Genomic DNA, 15,218 nt, shown 5'->3' with positions numbered 1-15,218 from the left:
CTCCCTCGCGGCCGGGCCAAACTGCCTCCCTAGCCGTACACACCGGCCCGGCCGCATGGCGAGTTCCCGCCACGCGGCCTTTTTGTCGCTTTTCTGCCCCTAGGGGCTTTTGCGCGCCGAGAGGGCTCTTCGCGCCCCAGGGGTTTCCCACGCGCACAGGGTTCCCGCGCGCCCAGGGGTTTCCGCGCGGCCCGGAGCCCTCCGCGCGGTCACGGGATTCGTGCGGTCACGGGCTTTCCGTGCGGTCAGGGAACGCGGATGATCAGCGCGTCGCCCTGGCCGCCGCCGCCGCACAGCCCGGCCGCGCCCAGTCCGCCGCCGCGGCGCCTGAGCTCGTGGGCGAGCGCCAGCACGATGCGCGCGCCCGAGGCGCCGATCGGGTGCCCGACCGCGATGCCGCCGCCGTTGACGTTCACCTTGTCCATCGGGATGCCGAGCTCCTTCACCGACTGCAGCACCACGCTGGCGAACGCCTCGTTGATCTCCACCAGGTCCAGGTCCTCGGCGCTCAACCCCTGCTTCGACAGCGCGTGCTTGATGGCGTTGGCGGGCTGCGACTGCAGCGAGGCGTCCGGTCCCGCCACGTTGCCGTGCCTGCCGATCTCGGCCAGCCAGGGCAGGCCCAGCTCCTCGGCCTTGGCCTTCGACATCACCACGACCGCGCAGGCGCCGTCGGAGATCTGCGAGGCCGAGCCCGCGGTGATCGTGCCGTCGGCGGCGAAGGCCGGCCTCAGCTTGGCCAGCGTCTCCGGAGTGGTGTCGCCGCGTACGCCCTCGTCGTCCTTGACCACGATCGGCTCGCCGCGCCGCTGGGGGATCTCCACCGGGACGATCTCGTCGTCGAACAGGCCGTTCTTGATGCCGGCCGCGGCGAGCTGGTGGGACCTGGCCGAGAAGGCGTCCTGCTCCTCGCGGCCGATGCCGAGGCGGGCGTTGTAGCGCTCGGTCGACTCGCCCATGGCCACCTGGTCGAAGGCGCAGAACAGGCCGTCGTGGGCCATGGAGTCGACGATGCCGGCGGGGCCGTACTTGACGCCCTTGCGCAGGCCGGGCAGCAGGTGCGGCGCGTTGGACATCGACTCCATGCCGCCGGCCACCACGATGTCGAACTCGCCGGCCCTGATGAGCTGGTCGGCCAGGGCGATGGCGTCCAGGCCCGACAGGCAGACCTTGTTGACGGTCAGCGAGGGCACGGTCATGGGGATGCCCGCCTTGACCGCCGCCTGGCGCGACGGAATCTGGCCGGCGCCCGCTTGGAGCACCTGGCCCATGATCACATACTGGACCTGGTCGGGACTGACCCCGGAACGCTCCAGGGCAGCCTTGATAACGACGCCGCCAAGCTCAACGGCGGACAATCCGGACAACGAGCCGAGCAGCCTGCCGATCGGCGTGCGCGCTCCGGCGACGATGACGGAACCAGACATGTCAGGGGCCTCCTGTGCACACGAGGGGTCGTTTGACACCATACCCACGGGTACCTGGATGACCGCCATGGAGGTAGGCCACACATGTTCATGCGTATCGACCACATCGGGATCGCCTGCAACGACCTGGAGGAGAAGATCGCGCTCTTCTCCGGCCTGTTCGAGCTGACCGTCGTCGCCAGGGAGGTCAACGAGGAGCAGGGCGTCAAGGAGGCGATGCTGCACATCGCGGACGGCGAGGGCGGCGGCTCCTACATCCAGCTCCTGGAGCCGCTGAACGCGGACTCCCCCGTGGGCAAATTCCTGGCAAGGCGCGGCGAGGGCGTCCACCACGTCGCTTTCGGCGTGCCCGACGTGGCAGGGGCAATGGAGCAGATCGGGGCCAAGGGCGTCCGGCTGCTCGACGAACACCCCCGTCATGGCTCGATGGGATCTTCGATCGCGTTTCTGCACCCCAAGGACGTGGGAGGAATGCTGACGGAGCTTGTCCAAGCGGCCAGGCCCTAGGAAATGCAAAAAACGTTCATATGTAACTAGTCACGCAGATAGTTGGACGGGGCCTCCAAGGCGGCACCAGCGGAGTACGCTGGCTTTCCACCGGACATGGAGCCTGCCGTGAGGCACAGGCTCCTGGCTCGGATGCCCCGAACCCCCCGTCCGGCCGATGTAGCCGTCTCGACAACCCAGGATCGAGCCTCCATGCAGTCCGACATCGACGCCCAGCTCAACAATTTCTTCGAGGACGCCCCAGCTCGCGAATTCGACGTGGTGCTGCGTGGCTATGACCGCCACCAGGTCCACGACCACCTGAAGCAACTCGACGGCGAGTTGCGTCAGTCTCGCGAACAGCTCGCCAACATTCAGCGCGACCTCTCCGACTCCCAGCGCCAGCTGCAGGAGCAGGAGCGCCCCACCTATTCCGGTCTCGGCGCCCGCATCGAGCAGTTGCTGCGCCTGGCCGAGGAGCAGGCCACCGAGCTCGTGCAGGCCGCGCGCTCCGAGGCCAACGAGGTCAAGGCAGCGGCCAAGGTGGAGGCGGCGGACGTACGCGCCGCCGCCGAGGCCGAAGCCGCCGAGAAGCGCGCCCAGGCCACGCGTGAGACCGACGACATGCGCACCAGCGCCGAGCGGGACGCCGAGGAGATCCGCGGCACCGCGCGCCGCGAGTCCGACGAACTGACTGCCACGACCGAGCGTGAGGCCGCCAAGCTGCGCGCCACCGCCGACCACGAGGTGGCGGAGAAGCGCGCCGACGCCGAGCGTGAGATCGCCAAGCTCCGCACGACCACCGAGCGCGAGGTGGCCCAGCTCCGCGCATCGACCAAGCGTGAGCGTGACGAGGTCCTGACCACGGCCAAGCGCCAGGCCGACGAGATGCGCGCCCAGGCTCAGCGGGTGCTGGAGGAGTCCGAGGCCAAGCGGGCCCAGGACGAGGCGGAGTTCGAGATCCAGCTCGCCTCCCGCCGCGAGGAGGCCGAGCGCCAGGAGGCCGAGCGCCACTCCACCGCCCAGGCCAACACGCAGAAGCTGGTCGCCGAGGCCGAGCAGCGCGCGGCCACGGCGGAGTCGCGTGCGACCAAGGCGACGCAGCAGGCAGAGCAGACCCGCCGCGAGGCCGACATCCACGCCAAGCAGCTGGTCGCCAACGCCCGCAAGAGCTCCGAGCAGATCGTCTCCGACAGCAAGTCCAGCGCCGAGACGATCGTCTCGGAGGCCAAGTCGGAGGCCGAGCGCATCCGCTCCTCGATGCAGCGCCAGGTCGACGAGCTGACGCGCCAGCGCGACAGCATCACCAGCCACCTCGCCCAGCTGCGCCAGCTGCTCGGCGGCGCGGCGCTGCCCGGCATGGAGCCGGAGCCCGCGGTGGCCGCGGCACCGGCCAAGCCGGCGATCGCAGCGTCCGCCAACGACAAGCCGGCGCCCGCGCCGGCCGCTGCCGCACCCGCCAAGACGGAGGCCAAGGCGGACGACGACAGCGAGTGGTGGCAGGAGTAAGGCCCGCCCTCGGGGGGTTTGACTGACGGCTGAAAGGGGCCTGGCGACCACATGGTCGCTAGGCTCTCTTTTTGTTGCCTCCGCCCCATTTGTCCCAGGAGCCCCCATTGTCAGCTGAGGTCGAGACTCCGGCCGAAGAGCACCCCCCGTACGGCATGCCGGGCAAACCGCTGGCCCGCGGGCCGTTCCTGTTCGGGCTGATCGGCGGGCTCGGCGTGCTGACCGCGATCGCGATCGGCCAGATGGTCGTACGCTCGCTGAGCGTCATCATCCTCATCACGGTCGCGATGTTCCTGGCGGTGGGCCTCAACCCGGCCGTCGAGGCCCTCCAGCGGCGCCGCCTGTCCAGGCGGACGGCGATCGGGATCGTCTTCGCCGGCGTCATCGTGGCGTTCGCGTTGTTCGGCGTGGCCATCGTGCCGCCGGTCAGCCAGCAGCTGGCCGACTTCGTCAGCGCGGTGCCCGGCTATTTCACCGAGCTCGGCAACAACCCCACGCTGCGCGCGCTGGAACAGGACTACCAGATCCTGTCGCAGCTGCGCTCATTCTTCACCGGATCCATGGCGACCACGCTGGCCAGCGGCATCATGGGCGCGGGGCTCGTGGTGGTGGACGGCCTGTTCACCACCGTGACGCTGCTGGTGCTGATGCTCTACTTCCTCGGCTCCCTGCACACGATCAAGGTCTACCTGCTCACGCTCGTGCCGGCCACGCGCCGCGAGCGTACCGGAGCGATCACCGAGGAGATCCTGAGCGGCATCGGCGGCTACGTCGCCGGCAACGTGCTCATCTCGGTCATCGCGGGCGTGCTGAGCTGGATCTTCCTGACCATCGCGAACGTGCCGTACGCCCTGGCGCTCGCTCTCGTCGTCGCGCTCACCGACCTCATCCCCCTCGTCGGCGCGACGATCGGCGCGGTGCTCGTGACCGGCGTGGCCCTGCTGGGCTCGGTTCCCGCCGGCATCGCCTGCGCCATCTTCTTCGTGATCTACCAGCAGGTCGAGAACTACTTCATCTACCCCCGCGTCATGAAGCGCTCGGTCGACGTGACGCCCGCGGTCACGGTGATCGCCGCGCTGTTCGGCGGCGCGTTGATCGGGATCGTCGGCGCGCTGCTGGCCATCCCGGTCGCCGCCGCCATCTCCCTGATCATCCGGGAGATCGTCCTGCCCCACCAGGCCCGGAACTGACGAAGTCGGCCACAGCGGCGTTGAACGCCTCGGGCTGCTCGACCGCGCTGAGGTGCCCGGCCTTCTTGATGATCTCCAACCGCCCATCCGGTACGGCCCGCGTCATCGCCTCCGCGTCGGCCACCGGCGAGAGCTCGTCCTCCTCGCCCACGATCGCCAGCAGCGGCACCTTCAGCCCGCTCAGCGTGTCGAAGGAGTCCGGCCTGGCGGCCATCGCCCGCTGCGCCCAGGCCACCGCGGCGGGCGGCGCGGCCTGCACCAGCCCGCGTACGCGCCCGAACACCATGGCCCGCCGCTCACGCGTGGTCCGCCCGATGAGCGCGGGCAGCACCTCCTCGACCAGCACGCCGGGGCCCTCGTCGAGCACCCGCAGGGCGATGCGCTCGCGGTTGTCGCGGGCCGCCTCGGGGTCGGGCGAGGCTTTGGTGTCGGCCAGGATGACGCCGAGCAGCCTGTCGGGGTGGCGCCGGCAGAAGGCCATGGTGACGTAGCCGCCCATGGACAGGCCGCCGACGACGGCGCGTTCGATGCCTTCCGCGTCGAGCATCGCGGCGACGTCGTCGGCCATGGCGTCGACCGACGGCTCGTCGTCACCGAGCCGCGATCCGCCGAACCCCCGCAGATCTGGCGTGATCACCCTGCACGAGGCGGCCAGCCCTTCGCGTTGGGCCAGCCACATCGCCGAGGAGAGGGGGAAGGCGTGGAGCAGGACGACCGGGACACCGTTCCCGGCTGATCTCGTGTAGAGCTGCACGGACTCACGGTAGTCCGCTTCGTTCAGGTTGTCGTCAGACCGCCGTCGATGTACAGGACTTGGCCTGTCATATAGGCAGAGGCCGGACTGGCCAGAAATACGGCGGGGTGTGCCATCTCCTCGGCGGTGCCCCAGCGGGCCATCGGAACCGAGGCGATCGTCGAACGGCTCGCCGCCTCGTCCTGCCAGAGGTTGCGGTTGAGGTCGGTGGCCGTCCAGCCGGGGCACAGCGCGTTGACCCGGACGCCCGCGCGGGCCCATTCGATGGCCAGGGACTTGGTGAGGGCGACCAGCCCGGCCTTGGCGGCGGCGTAGGGCGCGAGAAAGGGCGCGCCCCTGGCGGCCGCGGAGCCGACGTTGATGACCGAACCGGAGCCCCGCTCCAGCAGGTGCGGCGCGATCGTGTGGCAGACGGAGACGGCCGAGTCGAGGTTGAGCCGCATGAGCTTGTCCCAGCCGGACAGGCGCAGGTCCTTGAACTCCACCAGGAAGTTGGAGCCTCCGGCGTTGTTGACCACGATGTCGACGTGCCCGAGCGCCTCGATCGAGGTGTGCACGGCAGCGGCGGCGGCCTCCCTGCCGGTCAGGTCCGCGGGGACGACGAACGCGCTCCTGCCGAGCTCGGAGATCTCCTTGGCCACCTCGCCCAGTGACTCGGCCGAGCGGGAGACCAGCGCCACGTCGGCGCCCGCCCGCGCGTAGGCGAGCGCGATCGCTCTGCCGATGCCCCGGGATGCTCCGGTGACCAGTGCTTTCTTGCCGGTCAGATCGAACGCGTCCACGCCCGCCTCCTCGCTCCACAGAACATCGTTCTACAGGGCGAGCTTAGCCTTACGGCACCTCGGTGGGCAGCGGGTGGCGTTCCGGATTCACCCGCTTGACGATCTCGTTCAGGACGATGCGCACGTACGGCTCGCCCACCCACAGATGCTTGGCCCCCTCGACCGCCACCACCTCGGCCTGGGGCACCCGGGCGAAGCGCCTGCGCGCCTCCTCCGGCCGCAGGTAGTCGTCGAACTCCGGCACCAGCACGGTCATCGGCCGCCCGAACTCCGCCCACGCGTCGAGGTCGGTGTCCACGGCCCTGTGCAGCGGCGGCGACATGAGGATCGCGCCCTCCACCAGCGGATCGCGCGCCCACTTCAGCGCCAGCTCCGTGCCGAAGGACCAGCCGACCACCCACACGCGCGGCAGGTCGTGGTACTCGGCGTACTCCAGCGCCGCCGCCACGTCGTAGCGCTCGCCCTCGCCGCCGTCGAAGGCGCCCTCGGAGGTGCCGCGCTCGGAGGAGGTGCCGCGGGTGTTGAAGCGCAGCACCGCCAGGTCGGCCAGCGCGGGCAGGCGGTTGGCCGCCTTCTTGTAGACGTGGCTGTCCATGAAGCCGCCGTGAGTGGGCAGCGGGTGCAGGGTGACGAGCGTCGCGACCGGGTCGCGGCCCTCGGGCTGGGCCAGCTCGCCGACCAGGGTCAGTCCGTCACCGGTGTGCAACTCGATCGGCTCACGCCGGGCGGGCAGCACGCTCGCCGCGCGGATCTCCACATCGTTCCTTTCAGTAACGGCCACTCAGTAACGGGTACGGCCGGGACCGCGGTCCAGTCTCTTGCGCCAGCAGGCCGTGTGCCAGTGCCGCCGCTCCTCGTCGCCGCCGGTCCAGTTGGGCCAGCTCACCAGATGCGGCTGGCCCGCCTTGATCTCCTGGTCGCAGCCCGGACAGCGGTAGTCCTTGGCGGCTCCGGCGCCGCTGAGCATGCGTACCTTCCACTCCCCGTCCGGCCACTCCTCCACCCGGTCGGTGGTCGAGGGGAAGGCGTTGGGGCGGGTCGACTCCTTGCGGCGGGCGCGGCGGGGGCTCATGCGCGCGGGAACGTCTGCAGGCCCGCGGTGACCAACTGGTCGAGCAGGGGTGCGGGCGCGTAGGACGGCTCGCGGTACTCGGCGTAGAGGGCGCGCAGGCCGTCGCGCACCTGCCGCGGCCCGATGCTCTCGATCATCTCGAACGGCCCGGCCGGATAACCGCAGCCCAGCCGCATGGCGTTGTCGATGTCCGCGATCGAGGCGTAGCCGGACTCGTGCATCCTGACCGCGTCGTTGAGATAGGGGAAGAGCAGGGCCTCGACCACGAACCCGGCCCGGTCTCCGCAGGGCACCGGGGCCAGGCCGAGCACCGTCATCAGGCCGACGGCCGCGGTGGTCGCCGCCGGGGCGGTGAGCACGGTCGAGACGACTTCCGCGACGCCCTGGCCCACGAGGTGGATGCCCACCACCCGGGACGGGTCGGCATGCCGTACGGCGTGCTCGATGACAGGACGCTCACCGAGCCGCAGCACGACGTCGGGCGTGTCGGACTCACCGAAGCCCGCGGCGGCCAGCCGCGCGGCGAGCTCCTCCGCGCCCTCGCCGCGGACCAGGACCCGTGTCGCGGACGCTTTGCCCGGCTCGCCGGTGACGGGCTCGTCGCCGTGGAAGCCGCGACCGCTTTTGCGGCCGAGCAGCCCGGCGGTGACCAGTTCGCGCAGGACGGGCGCGGGCGCGTGGCGCGAGGAGCGCGTCTCGTCGAAGAGCACCCCCATGACCTCGTAGGAGGTGTCGAGCCCGATGAGGTCGAGCAGCGCGAACGGGCCCATCGGCAGCCCGACGCCCTTCCTCATCGCCGTGTCGATGTCGTCGCGCGCCGCGACGCCGCGCTCCAGCAGCACCGCGGCCTGGTTGCGGTACGGCAGGAGCAGCCTGTTGACCACGAACCCGGCCCGGTCGCCCACCACCACCGGCGTCTTGCCGAGAGCCCGGGACAGATCCGCGATCCGCTCCGGCAGCCCGTCGTCCGTCATGACCGTGCCGATCACCTCGACCAGCTTCATGACCGGCGCCGGGTTGAAGAAGTGCATGCCGATCACCCGTCCGGGCCGCCCGGTGGCTGCGGCGACGGCGGTCACCGACAGCGACGAGGTGTTGGTGGCCAGCACCGTGTCCGGCTTGCAGATCCGGTCGAGGTCGGCGAACAACGCGATCTTGTACTCGAGGATCTCGGGGATCGCCTCCACCACCAGGTCGGCGTCGGCGAGATCCTCGCGCGCGGTGGTGAGCGTGATCCGCCCCAGGATCGCCGCACGCTCATCAGCGCTGAGCCGCCCCTTGTCCAGGGCCCGGCCGGTGGACCTCTCCAGGTGCCCGCGCCCCCGCGCGAGCGCCTCGGGATCGGCCTCGACGCCGATCACCCGTATCCCCGCACGCGCGAACACCTCGGCGATCCCCGCACCCATCGTGCCGAGACCGACCACTCCCACCTTTTCAAACGCCATGCCCCCCAGTTTTCCAGAGCCGGTAGGGTGGGCCGTCATGCGGCTGGTCATCGCGCGATGCAGCGTGGATTACATAGGACGGCTCACGGCTCACCTGCCGATGGCGCCGAGGCTGATCATGATCAAGGCGGACAACAGCGTGAGCATCCACGCCGACGACCGCGCCTTCAAGCCGCTCAACTGGATGAATCCGCCCTGCAAGCTCAAGGAGGATGGCGGCACCTGGACCGTCACCCACGGCAAGACGGGCGAGAAGCTGGTCCTGACGATGGAGGAGATCCTCCACGACTTCTCCCACGAACTGGGCGTGGACCCCGGCCTGATCAAGGACGGCGTGGAGGCGCACCTGCAGGAGCTTCTGGCCGAGCACATCACGACGCTGGGCGACGGGTACTCGCTGATCCGCCGGGAGTACATGACGGCGATCGGGCCGGTGGACATCCTGTGCCGGGACTCCTCCGGGGCGACGGTCGCGGTGGAGATCAAGCGGCGCGGCGAGATCGACGGGGTGGAACAACTGACCCGCTACCTCGAACTCCTGAACCGTGACCCGCTGCTGTCGCCGGTGCGCGGGGTGTTCGCGGCCCAGGAGATCAAGCCCCAGGCCCGGGTGCTGGCGACGGACCGCGGGATCAACTGCGTGACTCTGGACTACGACGCGCTACGCGGCATCGAACCCGAGAACCCCACCCTCTTCTAGCCCGCCCACAGAGGACACCACGCGCCGGGGGCGCTCGGCCTCCCCCTCAGTGGGGGACCACGCCCCTCAGCCAAGGGGCCAAGCGCCATCTACCCCAAGCCGGGAGCCCGTCCGCGGACCCCGCGCGTTGCCCGGGGACGCTCGGCCGGAAGGCACCGGCGCTGGGCCAAGGGCCCGGTACCCGATCGGGACGGGCGCGTCAGGCGGGGCGGCGAGATCTACCCCCTGCCAGGCTCCCGGCTCCTCCGCGCCATGTCGGACGCGGAGCGATCCCGCAGGTGTTGTCGGCCGCGAAGAACGACCCGGCGGCGAAATCCCCGATCTTCCCGACCCCGGTCCTGGCGCCCGGTCAATGCGAACGCCATCAACCTGGATCGGTTCTTTTGCCAACTTTCCCAGCCGCCGGAAAACGGCGTGTCGCCGTTTAATTGAGGGCAGGCGCGAAACCTTCCATGAGACGAAGGCGCGCGGCGCGTGTACCGATCTGAGCAGAGGGTATTCGACCTACTACGCGGAACCCGCGCGTGGAGATCAAGGGCGGCAACGCCCCCGCGCACGAAGAATCTGCCCCCATTGGGTGATGGCTTCGAAATGGTGCGCCTTTTGGGCGGCGCCTCTTTTCAGATACAAGGAAACGTTTCATGAGTGCTCAGGATTCCAATCTCTCGTCGACCGGATTCGACTATGTCGTCGCGGTGACCCAGGACAGCATCAACGGCACCCTGGCGGAATATCTCTACGGCGGCCTGCCCGAGGCCATCCTCTGCTACGTGTACGACGGCAACCAGCCCGTTCCGATTGACTTCGCCACTTTCGTGGCCAACGCCGGAAACACGGATCCTTTTACCGTGCCCGACGGCACACCGTCGTCCGACCCGAGAGTGCAGAATCTCAACAACGCCTATTTCGCGTTCGCCGTCAAGGCGAAGCTGGGCCTTCCGCCCGGTGTCGATCCCTCGTCGCTGCCGCCGATCGTCGCCCTGAAGCCGGGGCAGTCGAACGTGACGTACACGCTGATGTTCTCGGAGTTCGTCGCGGCCGAGCTCCTCTACGGTCCGCACGATTCGATGACCTGGTTCAACCAGGCGCAGCCGTCCGGCACGAGCTGGACCTTCTCCGGCGCCGTCGACCTCGACTTCCAGGACGCCTCCTTCACGAACCTTCCCCCGGACGTGCAGAACCGGCTCAAGGGCGTGGGCGACCCCGACATGTTCGGCGTCCAGCAGCTCTACTACGACCTGAACAGCTCCGACCTGGAGCAGGGCTTCCAGTTCTGCAACCAGCCGTCCAACAGTGTGCTCAACGCGTTCATGACGAGCGACTTCATCGACACCTACTGGAAGGCGCTCGACGGCGGCGAGGTGCTCGGCTACGCCGCGAAGCAGGTGACGGCCACGTCGCCGTCCTCGATCGCGGTGACGGACGTGAACTTCTTCACGCCGGACGCCGTCGGCTCGGACGGCGCTCCGCTCACGCTGAACTACCTGTGCGCCGCCAACTACGACCAGCTCCCTGACACCACGCACGCCGGTTTCGGGTGGAACTGGATTGAGCCAGGCGAGGTGTCCCAGTACGACGGCGTGGCCGCCCTGAACAGGAACACGTTCGCCGGCTATCTCCTCAACACCTTCAACGGCATTCAAACCCTGTCCGAATACATCGGGACGAACTGCCTGACCACGGACGTGACACTCCAATGCAAGGCGCCGGACGTCTATTACTATTTCAATTTCTGGTACACGACGCCGACGATAACCTTTCCGGCGTCCGGGCCGACCATCATCTCCGTCGCATTCAGTAGCACCGCTTCCGACGAGTGCGGAGGCCCCCTGCTCGGCGGGTCGATGGAACTCGACAGCACGTACGACTTCTCCGTGAGCGTCCAGGGCGACACGATGACCATCACCCAGCATCTCGTCATCTACACCTATATCAGATGCGCGGGGAGCGGCGCCGGCGGCAATATCGTCGACAAAAGCATCACGGACGTCTACTCGATCGGGGTGGACGACACCGGAAGCGTCGTGGTCTCCCCGCCGCATTCGAGCGTGGTCGACAAGTCGCAGACGCCCGGGCAGAACGGCTTTCTGAACTTCTTCACCGGGGTCAACCAGCTCCTCGATTACTCGAAGCAGTACGCGCAAGGCTGCTTTGCGACCGCCATGACGGACATTCCGGCCTCGTTCGTGGAGAACTTCGTCTTTCCCGGCGGAACGACGTTCTCATTCAGCGACGCCATGTTCTCCGACAACCAGGACCTCGTCTCGCACATCACCTACGCCGACCCGACGCGGTGAATACCCGTTCCCAATCGAAAGCGCTGAAGGTCCCATGAAGATCTCTTTCGACTCCGAGCTGATGGAGAACCACAAGGCCGCCGTGGTCATGGCCCCCGACCAGGCCTTCGAGGTGCTCCAGTCGCAGAACGGCGACGCGCTCTTCTTCTCGATCGGCACCGACGACGTCTGCTACCTCACCCGCGAGGTGAGCGAGACCCCGACCGGCTGGAACAGGATCGACCTCAGCGGCGCCCTGTCGGCCCGGAACGGCGGCGCCCCGGTGACGGCCAAGGCGCTCGCCGTCGCCCAGAACGCCCAGACCCTCGCCATCGACCTCGCGCTCGCGGTGACCGTCAACGGCGCGGACATCCTGTATCTCTCCCTCGGCAACGCGAACACGGACGCGGCCTGGGCCGACGGTGTCATCTGGACGGCCGTCCCGTTCGACGCGGGCGCCGCGCCGGACCCGCTCACCATCGCCGACGTGAGCATCATGAACGGCCCCGGCACCGTCGAGAACATCTTCGTCGACGTCATCCGTGTCCCGGGCGACTCCCTGGAGTTGCTCGACCGCTACTACATCACGCCCGGCGGGTCGCCCCAGTGGAACCCGCACAAGCTCGCCGCCGACTTCTCCGCGAACAGCATCGTCAACTGCCTCGGCCAGCGGGAGAACGACCCGATTCCCGGCATCTACACCTTCGGCACGATCGGCGGTGAGCCCCAGCTGCTCTTCACGCCGCAGTACAACTACTTCGTCGCCAAGAACGCGCCCAACCGGGACGCGCCCGACCCCGCCCGGCTGACGCCGCCGGCGGGGACCAGCACGATCGCGGCGGCGCTCAACGGCTCCGGCGTGACCAACCTGTTCGTGTCCGCCGGGGACGGCCTGTACCTGTTCACGCCGGACAACCAGCACGACGAGGCCACGCCGGTCCAGATCGTGGCCGGCGGTCTCCTGGCCGGCGCCACCACCCTCGCCGCGGCGAGCGACGCCGACGGCACCGCGGTCTGGGGTCTCGGCCCGCAGGGCACCCTGTGTTACGTGCGCTGCGCCGCGGGTGGCGAGGCGGACCCGGCCGCGTGGTCGGCGCCGGTGCCGCTGCTGCCCTCGGCGGCGCGGTTCGCGTTCTTCCTGAACCTCGGCGCCGGCAACAACGTCCTGTTCGCCGACCTGGACGGCCAGGACCTCGTCCGGCTCACCCAGGATCCCGTCACCACCGACTGGCTCCAGCGCTCCATCCTGTTGCCCGCCACCGACCCTGACGACGTGATCACGTACAACACCTTCACCACCCACGTCGCCGTCACCGACGACGACGGTCTCGCGGCGCCGGACACCAATGTGGCGGTGACCGCGACCAGTCCGGTGAGCGTCTACCTGGACGACGTCTACCACCTGCTCTCACCGACGGTGCCGGTGAACACGACCACCGACGCGACCGGGGTGCTGACCGTCGTCCAGGAGACCCAGTCCCTGGCCGCCGTCTGCTTCCACGTCGTCCTGTCCGGCACACCGGACGTCGTGGCCGAGGTCAACCCCATGAGCAATGCGATCGCGACGCTGAACGCCGTACAGACCGGTGACGACCTGCGGGCCGTCGTGGTCACGAACGCGGATGGCTCGCAGGCGCCGCTCGTGCCCTCCAGCGTCGCCGCGGCGGACGGCGACAGCGCCGCCAAGGCCCTCGCGCAGTTCATGAACATCAACTCCGGACTGCCGCAGGACGGCTCCCGGCAGCGTCCCGGCGACTCCGCCACCCGCAGGGCCCCCGTGCCGCAGGTGTGGGGCCTCTCGTTCGCCGGCGGCGGGCTCACCTACCACGAAGGGCCCGAAGCCCAGGCGGGCGGAGCGTCGGCCATCTCGGTGGCGATGGGTGACTTCTTCTCCTGGCTCAAGGACTGCTTCGACGATGTCGTGAGCTTCGTCGTGCGGGAGGCCGAGGGCGTCTACCACTTCCTCGCGACGATCGCCGGCGAGGTCTACGACGTGTTGCTCGACTGCGTCGACGCGGTGGTGCACGCGGTGGAGTTCGTCTTCAACAAGATCAAGGTGTTCTTCGAGGACCTGATCAAGTGGCTGGGCTTCCTGTTCGTCTGGTCGGACATCGTCCGCACGCACAACGTGCTGAAGAACATCTTCACGCGGTACGTGGCGAAGAGCATCGACGGGCTCGGCGACGCGCGAACCCGGTTGCGGCACGCGTTCACCGATGTGCAGGGGTACGTCGACTCGTGGGCCGATCTCCCCGGCGACATTCCACCGAGCCTGAGCGGCACCACCCGCGGCGGCGTCATGGCGTCCAGCCCGGCGGTGCCCGGCCAGAACAGCCCGCAGAGCAACTGGGGGCTGCACCAGCTGAAGAGCAACGCGTCCAACGGCACCACGACCGCCCAGCCCAACCGGGGCGTCACCGGTGACGTGGCGGCCACGCTCCAGCCATTGGTGGACGCCCTGAACCGGGAGGAGGAGGTCTTCCGGCAGGCACTCGCCAGCTTCAAGAGCAACATCATCGACAAGATCGACCAGATCTCGTTCGCCCAGATCGTCAGAGAAGTGATCGCGATCACCGCTGACGCGTTCCTGGAGAGCGTCGAGAACATCCTGCTCGCGGCGCTCGACGTGCTGGCCGAACTCGTCGACGGCGTCATGGACATCCTCACCGCGACCATCGAGATCCCCGTCCTGTCGTGGCTCTACAGGAAGGTCTCCGGCAACGACCTGAGCCTGCTGGACGCGGCCTGCCTGGTGGCCGCCATCCCGGTCACCATCGGCTACAAGCTCATCGCCGACGAGGCGCCGTTCCCGGACGACTCCACCACGACCGCGCTGATCAACGCGCCCGATTTCGCGGCCATTCAGCGGATCTGCAATCCCACGGACATCCGCTCCGCCATGGGGGCCGAGCAGATCTCGACCTCGACCAACAAGATCCTGGCGCTCACCGGCGGTGTCTGCGCCATGGCCGGAGCGGTGGCGGTGAGCGTGCTCCAGCCGCTGGCCACGAAGGCCCGGCAGTTCAAGGTGGTCACGCAGGCCTTCCCGGTCCTCAACAGCCTGACGTGCGTGTCGTACTGGGTCTACGTGGCCCCCGACGTCATGGGCCAGATCCAGGACCTGAGCGACCGGAAGTGGTGGGCCATCACCAACCAGGCCATCACCGATCTCATGGTCGTGAAGTCGCTCGTGGATCTGGGCGTGGGGCTGACCGAGCGGGACTCGGGCGCGAACAAGGCGTGGGGTCCGGCGTCTCCCTGGGTGGACTTCGGCGCGAACATCCTGTGGGAGGTGCCGACCATCGCGGCGAGCGTCGATGAGGAGAACCAGAACACGGTCGGCGTTCTGAACGGCTGGGCCGGGACGTGTTTCGACGGCAGCGGTGTCCTGTCGCCGTTGCTGGCGGGCGACGAGGAGCCCGTCACCTGGGGCGTCGCGGTCGGCATCGCGACTGTGTTCAACCTCGCCTACGGCTCGATGTCCTGCGCGGCCGGGTCCCTGACGGCCGAATCCTGATATTCCAATCTTGACAGGTCATACATGAAGCTTCTAAGTTCGACCTATCAAGATTGGAGC

At 68.7% G+C, this 15,218-nt stretch carries 13 protein-coding genes; 6 read left to right on the top strand and 7 right to left on the bottom strand.

The features are described 5' to 3' along the window. Window positions 1-245: 245 nt before the first annotated feature. Complete coding sequence (locus ACIBKY_RS06840) at window positions 246-1,427, bottom strand: acetyl-CoA C-acetyltransferase (RefSeq protein WP_397094997.1); 1,182 nt, start codon at window positions 1,425-1,427, stop codon at window positions 246-248. A gap of 84 nt (window positions 1,428-1,511) precedes the next feature. On the opposite strand from ACIBKY_RS06840, the gene mce reads away from it, so the two are divergent. The 3 genes from mce (at window position 1,512) to ACIBKY_RS06825 (ending at window position 4,612) form a co-directional block, all read left to right on the top strand. Next, complete coding sequence (gene mce / locus ACIBKY_RS06835; protein ID WP_397094995.1) at window positions 1,512-1,934, top strand: methylmalonyl-CoA epimerase; 423 nt, start codon at window positions 1,512-1,514, stop codon at window positions 1,932-1,934. A gap of 192 nt (window positions 1,935-2,126) precedes the next feature. After that, window positions 2,127-3,422 (top strand): DivIVA domain-containing protein, encoded by a 1,296-nt coding sequence (locus ACIBKY_RS06830; protein WP_397094994.1) that lies wholly within the window; start codon window positions 2,127-2,129, stop codon window positions 3,420-3,422. Between the two features lie 107 nt (window positions 3,423-3,529). Further along, window positions 3,530-4,612, top strand: a complete 1,083-nt coding sequence (locus ACIBKY_RS06825; RefSeq protein ID WP_397094993.1) for an AI-2E family transporter — start codon at window positions 3,530-3,532, stop codon at window positions 4,610-4,612. On the opposite strand, the gene ACIBKY_RS06820 is transcribed toward ACIBKY_RS06825, so the two are convergent. From ACIBKY_RS06820 to ACIBKY_RS06800, 5 genes are read right to left on the bottom strand one after another with little or no spacing between them, the layout of a single operon-like run. Beyond that, window positions 4,572-5,366: an alpha/beta fold hydrolase gene (locus ACIBKY_RS06820; protein WP_397094992.1), complete on the bottom strand. Its 795-nt coding sequence runs from the start codon at window positions 5,364-5,366 to the stop codon at window positions 4,572-4,574. The two genes, ACIBKY_RS06825 and ACIBKY_RS06820, sit on opposite strands and share 41 nt — an antisense overlap. A gap of 23 nt (window positions 5,367-5,389) precedes the next feature. Next, entirely contained in the window at window positions 5,390-6,148 is a 759-nt protein-coding gene (locus tag ACIBKY_RS06815; RefSeq protein ID WP_397094990.1) for an SDR family NAD(P)-dependent oxidoreductase, read from the bottom strand. Between the two features lie 49 nt (window positions 6,149-6,197). Beyond that, window positions 6,198-6,905 carry an alpha/beta hydrolase gene (locus ACIBKY_RS06810; protein ID WP_397094989.1) on the bottom strand — a complete coding sequence of 236 codons (708 nt, stop codon included), beginning with the start codon at window positions 6,903-6,905 and terminating at the stop codon, window positions 6,198-6,200. Window positions 6,906-6,929: 24 nt separating this feature from the next. Then, window positions 6,930-7,220 carry an ATP/GTP-binding protein gene (locus ACIBKY_RS06805; RefSeq protein ID WP_397094987.1) on the bottom strand — a complete coding sequence of 97 codons (291 nt, stop codon included), beginning with the start codon at window positions 7,218-7,220 and terminating at the stop codon, window positions 6,930-6,932. Further along, on the bottom strand, window positions 7,217-8,665 hold the full coding sequence (locus ACIBKY_RS06800) for a 3-hydroxyacyl-CoA dehydrogenase (RefSeq protein ID WP_397094985.1): 1,449 nt from the start codon (window positions 8,663-8,665) through the stop codon (window positions 7,217-7,219). The genes ACIBKY_RS06805 and ACIBKY_RS06800 overlap by 4 nt, the downstream gene beginning before the upstream one ends. Window positions 8,666-8,702: 37 nt before the next feature. Here ACIBKY_RS06800 and nucS point away from each other — a divergent pair, with 37 nt between their 5' ends. Then, a complete protein-coding gene (nucS, locus tag ACIBKY_RS06795) occupies window positions 8,703-9,365 on the top strand; it encodes an endonuclease NucS (protein WP_397094983.1) in 663 nt (220 codons plus the stop codon). A gap of 641 nt (window positions 9,366-10,006) precedes the next feature. Next, window positions 10,007-11,662 (top strand): hypothetical protein, encoded by a 1,656-nt coding sequence (locus ACIBKY_RS06790; RefSeq protein ID WP_397094981.1) that lies wholly within the window; start codon window positions 10,007-10,009, stop codon window positions 11,660-11,662. On the opposite strand, the gene ACIBKY_RS06785 is transcribed toward ACIBKY_RS06790, so the two are convergent. Further along, window positions 11,588-11,821, bottom strand: coding sequence for a hypothetical protein (locus ACIBKY_RS06785; protein ID WP_397094980.1), 234 nt, complete (start codon window positions 11,819-11,821; stop codon window positions 11,588-11,590). The genes ACIBKY_RS06790 and ACIBKY_RS06785 overlap by 75 nt on opposite strands. Here ACIBKY_RS06785 and ACIBKY_RS06780 point away from each other — a divergent pair. Then, complete coding sequence (locus tag ACIBKY_RS06780; RefSeq protein ID WP_397094979.1) at window positions 11,775-15,158, top strand: hypothetical protein; 3,384 nt, start codon at window positions 11,775-11,777, stop codon at window positions 15,156-15,158. The genes ACIBKY_RS06785 and ACIBKY_RS06780 overlap by 47 nt on opposite strands. The last annotated feature ends 60 nt before the right edge of the window (window positions 15,159-15,218 follow it).

Origin of the sequence: Nonomuraea sp. NPDC050394, from assembly GCF_044459065.1 — a bacterium.
Taxonomy (GTDB): Bacteria; Actinomycetota; Actinomycetes; order Streptosporangiales; family Streptosporangiaceae; genus Nonomuraea.
This window is presented reverse-complemented; position numbering and strand designations above follow the sequence as displayed.

Excerpts from the sequence above, each read along its gene's own strand:
- ACIBKY_RS06840 (WP_397094997.1), bottom strand. The coding sequence starts at position 1,427 with ATGTCTGGTTCCGTCATCGTCGCCGGAGCGCGCACGCCGATCGGCAGG.
- mce (WP_397094995.1), top strand. The coding sequence starts at position 1,512 with ATGTTCATGCGTATCGACCACATCGGGATCGCCTGCAACGACCTGGAG.
- ACIBKY_RS06830 (WP_397094994.1), top strand. The coding sequence starts at position 2,127 with ATGCAGTCCGACATCGACGCCCAGCTCAACAATTTCTTCGAGGACGCC.
- ACIBKY_RS06805 (WP_397094987.1), bottom strand. The coding sequence starts at position 7,220 with ATGAGCCCCCGCCGCGCCCGCCGCAAGGAGTCGACCCGCCCCAACGCC.
- ACIBKY_RS06800 (WP_397094985.1), bottom strand. The coding sequence starts at position 8,665 with ATGGCGTTTGAAAAGGTGGGAGTGGTCGGTCTCGGCACGATGGGTGCG.
- nucS (WP_397094983.1), top strand. The coding sequence starts at position 8,703 with ATGCGGCTGGTCATCGCGCGATGCAGCGTGGATTACATAGGACGGCTC.
- ACIBKY_RS06790 (WP_397094981.1), top strand. The coding sequence starts at position 10,007 with ATGAGTGCTCAGGATTCCAATCTCTCGTCGACCGGATTCGACTATGTC.